The sequence below is a fragment of the Gulosibacter sediminis genome (assembly GCF_030011715.1).
GTDB classification, from domain to species: Bacteria; Actinomycetota; Actinomycetes; order Actinomycetales; family Microbacteriaceae; genus Gulosibacter; species Gulosibacter sediminis.
In genome coordinates, this window is record NZ_JASCYH010000002.1 from 180,372 (window position 1) to 188,895 (window position 8,524).

Below are 8,524 nucleotides of genomic sequence, written 5' to 3' on the forward strand. Positions count from 1 at the left end.
GGGCTCCGTTAGGACGCCTGTATCACGGTGGTCGGCGGGTGTTTGATCGGGAGTTGCACCCGCATCTCGGGTTGCGCGGCTAGTAGTCCTGCTGTCGCTTTTGTCCGAATGGAGCTTGTCTTGCTTGACATCGTCTACGTGCTGGGCGTGATCGTCCTGTTCGTGGCTGTCGGCCTCGTGGGGAAGGCGGTGGAGAAGCTGTGATCGTATTCGAGCTCCTCGCTGCCGGTCTCGCCATCGCCGCAGTCGTCTATCTTGTGTTCGCCCTCGTGAAGCCGGAGCGTTTCTGATGGAGTGGGGCCTTCTCATCGCGGGCGTCGCCACGCTCGCCCTCGCCCTCGGTCTGCTGTATCGCCCCGTCGGGGATTACATGGCCTGGACCTTTACGACACGAAAGGACTGGGGTGTCGAGCGCGGCATCTACAAGGTCATCGGTGTCGATCCGAAGCAGGAGCAGTCTTGGCAGGCGTATCTGCGATCGGTGCTGTACTTCTCGATCGTCGGCGTGCTTCTGCTTTTCTTACTGCAACGCACCCAGCAGTGGTTGCCGTACTCCCTCGGTAACGAGAACGTCGAATCGGGGGTCGCGTTTAACACGGCGATCTCGTTTGTGACGAACACGAACTGGCAGGCGTATTCGGGTGAGGCGCTGTCCTACACTGTCCAGTTCGCTGGTCTCGCCGTGCAGAACTTCGTGTCGGCGGCGACCGGCATCGCTGTCGCGATCGCCCTCGTGCGTGGTTTCGCGTACCGGAGGTCGGGGACGATCGGCAACTTCTGGGTCGACCTCGTCCGCGGCACGTTCCGCATCCTGCTGCCGCTGTCGATCGTTGCAGCGATCGTTCTGATCGCCGGCGGTGTCGTGCAGAACTTCAACGGATACGTTGATGTGACCACAATCACCGGGGGCACGCAGACGATCCCGGGTGGCCCGGTCGCTTCCCAGGAAGCGATCAAGGAACTGGGCACGAACGGCGGTGGCTTCTACAACGCCAACGCTTCGCACCCGTTCGAGAACCCGACCGGCTGGACCAGCCTGTTCCAGTGCTTCCTGATCCTGCTGATCCCGTTCTCTCTTCCCCGTGCGTTCGGGAAGATCGTGGGCGACAACCGTCAGGGATACGCGATCCTCGCCGTCATGGGCACCCTCTACCTTGCCTCGACGTTCACGCTCGCCGTGTTCGAGTTCGCCGGCCGCGGCACCGCGCCCGAACTCGCCGGCGCGGCGATGGAAGGCAAGGAAACCCGCTTCGGCCTGGTGCAGTCCGTCATCTACGCCTCGACGACCACGCTGACTTCGACTGGGTCGGTGAACTCGATGCACGACTCTTACACTGCTCTTGGCGGAATGATGCCGATGCTGAACATGCTGCTGGGCGAGATCGCACCGGGTGGTGTGGGCGCAGGCCTGTACGGAATGCTGATCATCGCGGTGATTGCCGTGTTCGTCGCAGGGCTTCTCGTGGGCCGCACGCCGGAGTACCTGGGCAAGAAGATCGGCCCTCGTGAGATGAAGCTCGCGAGCATGTACATCCTCGTGATGCCGATCCTCGTTCTCGGCGGTGTGGCACTCAGCTTCGCGATCCCCGCATTGCGGGGCAGCATCGTCGATGAGTCGCTTGCGAATACCGGATCGCACGGTCTGTCTGAGGTGATCTACGCGTTTGCCTCCGCGTCGAACAACAACGGGTCTGCGTTCGCGGGTTTGACGGCCAGCACTCCGTGGCTGACCGCCGCACTCGGCGTCGCGATGCTGCTGGGCCGGTTCCTGCCGATCGCTCTCGTCCTGGCGCTGGCCGGGTCGCTGGCCGCGCAGGACAAGGTCCCCGCCACGGCTGGCACGCTGCCGACACACCGCCCACTGTTCGTCGGCCTCACGGTCGGCACCGCGGTCCTGGTGACCGCACTCGTCTTCTTCCCCGTTCTCACGCTGGGTCCCCTGGCGGAAGGGCTGCTGTAAACCATGTCCACCATCACTCACACCCCGTCATCCCCAGAAACAGCGAAGCAGCCCGCAACGGCTGCTCCGCGAAAGACCCTCACCTGGGCGCACGTGCGCGCAGCGCTCCCCGGAGCACTGCGTAAGCTCAACCCTCGCGATCAGTGGCGCAACCCCGTCATGTTCATCGTTTGGGTCGGCGCCGCCCTCACGACACTGCTGGCGATCACCGAACCGTTCCTCGGCGGTCCCGCCGCCTCCGGTGGCACCAGCGTCCCGTGGTCGTTCACCTGGATCATCGCCGTCTGGCTGTGGCTGACCGTCGTGTTCGCGAACCTCGCCGAGTCGATCGCGGAAGGCCGTGGCAAAGCGCAGGCAGACACGCTGCGCAAAACCCGCACCAGCACCACGGCGCATCGTCTCGTCAGCTACCACCCGACTACGGATGCGCCGGCGGAGGAAGCCCTCATCAAAGATGTGTCATCGGCCGATCTACGTCTCGGAGACATCGTTGTTGTCTCGGCCGGAGAGCTGATCCCCGGTGACGGCGACATCGTCTGGGGCATCGCAAGCGTGGACGAATCCGCCATCACCGGCGAGTCCGCACCCGTAGTCCGTGAGTCCGGGGGTGACCGCTCCGCAGTCACCGGCGGCACCCGTGTGCTGTCGGACCGGATCGTAGTGCGCATCACCTCCAAGCCGGGCGAGACGTTCGTGGACCGGATGATCGCGCTCGTTGAAGGTGCCGCCCGCCAGCGCACCCCGAACGAGGTCGCGCTGAACATCCTGCTCGCGTCGTTGTCGATCGTGTTCGTCGTCGTCGCGCTCACTCTCAACCCGATCGCGTCCTACCCGGCGAGCCCGGCGAGCATCACCGTCTTGGTCGCGCTGCTGGTCTGCCTCATCCCGACAACGATCGGCGCGTTGCTCTCGGCCATCGGCATCGCAGGGATGGATCGGCTGGTGCAGCGCAATGTGCTCGCGATGTCCGGACGTGCGGTCGAAGCAGCCGGTGACGTGACGACCCTGCTGCTGGACAAGACCGGCACCATCACCTACGGAAACCGCCGCGCCAGCGCCTTCGTCCGCCTCGACGGGGTCCGTGAACAGGAACTCATCGAAGCCGCCGCCCTATCCTCACTCGCCGACCCGACCCCTGAAGGCAAGTCCATCGTCGAACTCGCTCACTCCGAGGGCATCGACGTGACGACCGACCCTCGTGGTGAGATCGTGCCGTTCACCGCGCAGACCCGCATGTCGGGACTCGACTTGTCCGACGGCACGCAGATCCGCAAGGGCGCCGGGAGCGCGATCGTCGGCTGGCTCGAGGAGGACGGAGCGCGGCTGCCCAGCAGCGAACTGGCCGAACTCGACGAGCACGTCGAGCACATCTCCCAGTCCGGCGGAACCCCCCTGGTCGTCGCCGTGAAGTCCGCAAACGGGACGCGCCGGGTCCTCGGCGTCGTCCATCTCAAGGACATCGTGAAGGAAGGACTGACCGAGAGGTTCGCGGAACTGCGCGCAATGGGCATCCGCACCGTGATGGTGACCGGTGACAATCCGCTCACCGCCGCGGCGATCGCCAAGGAAGCCGGCGTCGACGACTTCCTCGCCGAGGCGACCCCGGAGCAGAAACTCGCCTACATCCGCAAGGAGCAGGAGGGCGGCAACCTCGTCGCGATGACCGGTGACGGCACCAACGACGCCCCCGCGCTCGCGCAGGCAGACGTCGGCGTCGCGATGAACACGGGCACGTCGGCGGCGAAAGAGGCCGGCAACATGGTCGATCTCGACTCCGACCCGACCAAACTCATCGACATCGTCGCCATCGGCAAGCAACTGCTCATCACCCGGGGAGCGCTCACCACGTTCTCGATCGCCAACGACATCGCGAAATACTTCGCGATCATCCCCGCGATCTTCATGGGCGTGTTCCCGCAACTCGCGGCGCTGAACATCATGGGGCTGCACTCACCGGCATCCGCCGTGCTGTCCGCGGTGATCTTCAACGCGATCGTGATCGTCTTCCTCGTTCCTCTCGCCCTGCGCGGCGTGAAGTACAGGCCGATGAATGCATCGAAGATCCTCGGCCGCAACCTTGCCGTCTACGGCTTGGGCGGCATCATCACCCCCTTCATCGGCATCTGGCTCATCGACCTGCTCGTGCGCCTGATCCCCGGCTTCTGACACCTTCGAAAAGGAACACACATCATGAACACTGCCACCCGCAGTGGCGGACGCACCTTGTGGGTCGCCACCCGCGCCCTGCTCATGTTCACCGTCGTCCTCGGAATCGGCTACACCCTGCTGATCACCGGGATCGGGCAGCTCGCCTTTCCCGCGCAAGCGAACGGAGCCCCGCTGACCACGAAAGATGGAGACGACGTCGGCTCGTCGCTGATCGGACAATCGTTCACCGACGAGGACGGGAACCCGCTGCCGGAATACTTCCAGAGCAGACCCTCGGCGGCCGGTGACGGGTACGACGGCACCTCCTCCTCCGGTACCAACCAGGGACCCGAGAACGAGGACCTCATCGCCGTGATCGCCGAGCGCAAGACCCAGATCGCGGAGTTCAACGGGGTAACCGAGGATGAAGTACCCGCCGACGCGGTCACTGCATCCTCCTCAGGACTCGACCCGCACATCAGTCCCGAGTACGCGGCGATTCAGATCAACCGGGTCGCCGAAGCCCGCGGCATCCCCGCTGAGCAGGTGCGGGAACTGGTCGAGGCGCACACCCAGGGGCCGGATGCCGGCTACCTGGGAGAATCGAGGGTGAATGTGCTGGAACTGAATATCGCCCTGGACGAGTTGGAGGACTAATCATGCCGAATCGGGGGCAGCTACGGGTGCTGCTCGGGGCTGCTCCCGGCGTCGGCAAGACCTTCACCATGCTGGAGGACGGTCGGCGCCTGCTCGGAGAGGGGAAGGACGTCGTCCTCGGGATCGTCGAGACCCACGGCCGGGCTGCCACCGCCACGATGACTGAGGGTATCCCCGCCGTCCCGCGTGCCCTCGTCGAACATCGTGGCGTCACGCTTGAGGAGATGGATTTGGAAGCGGTGCTGGACCGCAAGCCTGCCGTCGCGCTCGTCGACGAACTCGCGCACACCAACGCACCCGGGTCGAAGAACGACAAACGGTGGCAGGACGTCGAAGAACTCCTCGCTGCGGGGATCGACGTGATCTCCACCCTCAACATCCAGCACATCGAATCTCTCAACGATGTCGTTGAGCAGATCACCGGCGTCCCGCAGCGCGAGACCGTCCCGGATAGCTTCCTGCGCGGGGCCGAGCAGATCGAGGTCGTCGATCTCGCGCCCCAAGCCCTCCGGGATCGGCTCAGCGGCGGGTTCGTGTACCCGGCTGAACGCATCGATGCCGCCCTGTCGAACTACTTCCGTCTCGGGAATCTCACCGCGCTGCGCGAACTCGCCCTCATCTGGCTCGCCGATGAAGTCGACCAAGCGTTGAAGGGATACCGGAAAGATCACGGCATCGATAGCACCTGGGAGGCCCGAGAACGCGTCGTCGTCGCCCTTACCGGCGGCCCCGAGGGCGAAACACTGCTGCGTCGCGGCGCACGCATCGCCGCCCGTTCCGCCGGCGGAGAACTCATCGCCGTGCACATCACCAGCCAAGACGGGCTCCGCTCAGGCAACCCGGCAACCTTGGCAGAGCAGCGGGCGCTCGTGGAGAAACTCAACGGCACCTACCACCAGGTCATCGGCGACGACATCCCCACCGCGCTGGTGGAGTTCGCCCGCTCCGTCAACGCCACCCAGCTCGTCCTCGGCGCCAGCCGCCGCGGACGAGTTACCGCAGCATTCACCGGACCCGGCATCGGCGCGACTGTGGTCCGCGAGTCCGGCGACATCGACGTGCACATGGTCAATCACGCCGCCGCCGGGAAACGCTTCACCCTGCCGCCGCTCACCGGGTCACTCACTCGTAAACGTCGCATTCTCGGGTTCGTTGTCGCACTTCTCGGCGGTCCTGCCCTCACTGCACTGCTGACGCTGTTTCGTAGCGAAGACTCCATCACCACGGACGTTCTCTCCTATCAGCTCCTCGTCGTCATCGTCGCCCTGGTCGGTGGGATCTGGCCGGCCCTGTTCGCTGCGGTGCTGTCCGGGATCACCCTGGATTTCCTGTTCATCGAGCCGTTGTACACGATCCACATCCACCAGTCCCACCACCTCCTTGCCCTCATCCTGTACGTCGTGATCGCGAGCCTGGTGAGCTTCATCGTCGACCGTGCCGCCCGCTACACCCGTGCTGCCCGCAGATCCGCCGCCGAATCCGAACTCATCCAGACCATCGCCGGCAGCGTCCTGCGTGGTGACAACGCGATCCAGGCACTCATCGACCGCACCCGCGAAGCATTCCAACTCCCCGGCGTCCGTCTCATGCGCGGCGACGACGTCCTCGCCAGGTCGGGTGAACCCGTGCCCGACAACCACCACACCAGCATCCGCGTCACCGACGACACCACCCTCGAACTGCACGGCCCCGATCTCGCCGCGGCGGAGCAACGCCTCCTTGCGGTCGTCTCCGCCCAACTCACCGCCGCCCTCGAACACCAGCACCTCACCCAGACGGCGAAGCAGATCGAACCGATCGCAGCATCCGACCGGGTCCGCGGCGCCCTTCTGTCGGCTCTCAGCCATGATCTGCGCCGCCCGCTGGCAGCAGCAGCAGCTGCCGTCGGCGGGCTCAAAGCGGCAGGACCCGACCTGGCGTCCAATGACAAGAAGGAACTCCTCGACACCGCCGATGAGAGCCTCGCAGCCCTCGCGGCCCTCGTCACCGACCTCCTCGACGTCAGCCGACTACAAGCCGGGGTCCTCACGATCGCCGACATCCCCACCGACCCGGCAGAGACCATCGCCCCAGCCCTCGACGAACTCCACCTCGGACCCACCGACGTCACCCTCAACCTCGCCCACGATGACGCGCTCGCCGACGCCGACCCCGTACTCCTGCAACGAGTCCTGGTGAACCTCCTCGCCAATGCCCACCGCTACACCCCGGCCGGCACACCGATCCATGTCAGCACCAGCACCTTCGGTGACCGGCTCGAGATCCGCATCATCGACCGCGGCCCCGGCATCCCGCCCGAGAAGCTTGACGACATCTTCCTACCCTTCCAACGCCTCGGCGACACCGACAACACCACCGGCCTCGGCCTCGGCCTCGCACTCTCCCGCGGGTTCATCGAAGCGATGCACGGCACCCTCACCCCCGAAGACACCCCCGGGGGCGGGCTCACCATGGTCATCTCCCTCAACACCACCAGCACCAGCCAGGAGCAATCATGAGAATCCTGATCGCCGATGACGACCCGCAGATCCTCCGCGCCCTGCGCATCACGCTCACCGCCAAGGGCTACCAGATCTTCACCGCCGCCGACGGTGCCGAAGCGATCGCCGCCGCCATCGACCGCCACCCCGACATCTTCCTCATCGACCTCGGCATGCCCAAGCTCGACGGCATCGAAGTCATCCACGGCATCCGCGGCTGGTCGCAGGCACCCATCCTCGTCGTCTCCGGACGTGCCGGCGCTGCTGACAAAGTCGAAGCCCTCGACGCCGGCGCGGACGACTACATCACCAAACCCTTCGCCGTCGAAGAACTCCTCGCCCGCATCCGCGCACTCACCCGCAGAGTCCCCCCAGGTGACGCCACCCCCGTCGTCCACCTCGGCGCGGTGACCATCGACCTCGCCGCGCACAGCGTCACCCGCGACACTCCCGACGGGCAAAAGCAGATCCGCCTCACCCCCACGGAATGGCAGTTCATCGACATCCTCATCCGCAACGCCGGGAAGCTCGTCACTCGCCAAACCATCCTCACCACCATCTGGGGCACCGAACACGCCGAAGACACCGGCTACCTCCGCCTCTACGTCTCCCAGCTGCGACGCAAGCTCGAAGAAGACCCCACCAACCCCGTGCATCTCCTGACCGAGCCGGGCATGGGGTACCGTCTCGACGGCATGACCACCTGACCTTCGCGACGCCGACGCAACCATGCGTATCCTCGACACCCTCGGTGAGCTGCTGTACTGGAGCGGTGTGATCATCGGCGTCCCTTTCGCCATCGCCGCCCCGTCATCCGCGCCGTCGACGGGCCCCGCCTCGCCACGAACGTCACCATCGTCGAGGACCTCGACCAGAGAGACCGATCGTGATGTGGAGCGTGCAGGACCGCACATACACGCGCCCCTCACAGCACGCGACGAGATCCGTGACCGCGACTCGACAAGCGTCACAGGTTTCGTATCAGAACGCGATCCAGAGAGGCTTGAACTTGGGTCTGCTGCACGGATAGGTGACATCTGATCTGGCTTGCCCGGGAGGGCGGCCTGGAAGGATGTCATTGTGCCCAAGCCCTATCCCAGCGAGTTCCGTGATGACGTTGTGCGCGTCGCGCGGGATCGCGAGCCCGGAGTTACGATCGAGCAGATCGCGAAAGATTTCGGCGTCCACCCGATGACCCTGCAGAAATGGTTGCAGCGCGCCGCTGTTGACGACGGCGCGAAGCCCGGCGTTACGCGGACCGAGGCCGCGGAGACCAGGG

The 8,524-nt window shown here is 65.3% G+C and carries 7 protein-coding genes; all 7 read left to right on the forward strand.

Annotation, left to right across the window (positions count from 1 at the left end):
* The first annotated feature begins 200 nt into the window (after nucleotides 1-200).
* Nucleotides 201-290, forward strand: coding sequence for a potassium-transporting ATPase subunit F (locus QM019_RS02045; protein ID WP_125107150.1), 90 nt, complete (start codon nucleotides 201-203; stop codon nucleotides 288-290).
* On the forward strand, nucleotides 290-1,960 hold the full coding sequence (kdpA, locus tag QM019_RS02050) for a potassium-transporting ATPase subunit KdpA (RefSeq protein WP_125107149.1): 1,671 nt from the start codon (nucleotides 290-292) through the stop codon (nucleotides 1,958-1,960). Before QM019_RS02045 ends, kdpA begins: the two co-directional genes overlap by 1 nt.
* Nucleotides 1,961-1,963: 3 nt before the next feature.
* On the forward strand, nucleotides 1,964-4,126 hold the full coding sequence (gene kdpB / locus QM019_RS02055; RefSeq protein ID WP_282851669.1) for a potassium-transporting ATPase subunit KdpB: 2,163 nt from the start codon (nucleotides 1,964-1,966) through the stop codon (nucleotides 4,124-4,126).
* Nucleotides 4,127-4,150: 24 nt separating this feature from the next.
* Complete coding sequence (gene kdpC / locus QM019_RS02060; RefSeq protein WP_193128804.1) at nucleotides 4,151-4,765, forward strand: potassium-transporting ATPase subunit KdpC; 615 nt, start codon at nucleotides 4,151-4,153, stop codon at nucleotides 4,763-4,765.
* Nucleotides 4,766-4,767: 2 nt separating this feature from the next.
* Complete coding sequence (locus QM019_RS02065; RefSeq protein WP_193128805.1) at nucleotides 4,768-7,263, forward strand: ATP-binding protein; 2,496 nt, start codon at nucleotides 4,768-4,770, stop codon at nucleotides 7,261-7,263.
* Nucleotides 7,260-7,952, forward strand: a complete 693-nt coding sequence (locus QM019_RS02070) for a response regulator (protein ID WP_125107145.1) — start codon at nucleotides 7,260-7,262, stop codon at nucleotides 7,950-7,952. Before QM019_RS02065 ends, QM019_RS02070 begins: the two co-directional genes overlap by 4 nt.
* Before the next feature lie 373 nt (nucleotides 7,953-8,325).
* The coding region (locus QM019_RS02075) for a transposase (RefSeq protein ID WP_282851670.1) at nucleotides 8,326-8,524 on the forward strand (199 nt) is incomplete at its 3' end.

Excerpts from the sequence above, each read along its gene's own strand:
- kdpA (WP_125107149.1), top strand. The coding sequence starts at position 290 with ATGGAGTGGGGCCTTCTCATCGCGGGCGTCGCCACGCTCGCCCTCGCC.
- kdpB (WP_282851669.1), top strand. The coding sequence starts at position 1,964 with ATGTCCACCATCACTCACACCCCGTCATCCCCAGAAACAGCGAAGCAG.
- kdpC (WP_193128804.1), top strand. The coding sequence starts at position 4,151 with ATGAACACTGCCACCCGCAGTGGCGGACGCACCTTGTGGGTCGCCACC.
- QM019_RS02065 (WP_193128805.1), top strand. The coding sequence starts at position 4,768 with ATGCCGAATCGGGGGCAGCTACGGGTGCTGCTCGGGGCTGCTCCCGGC.
- QM019_RS02070 (WP_125107145.1), top strand. The coding sequence starts at position 7,260 with ATGAGAATCCTGATCGCCGATGACGACCCGCAGATCCTCCGCGCCCTG.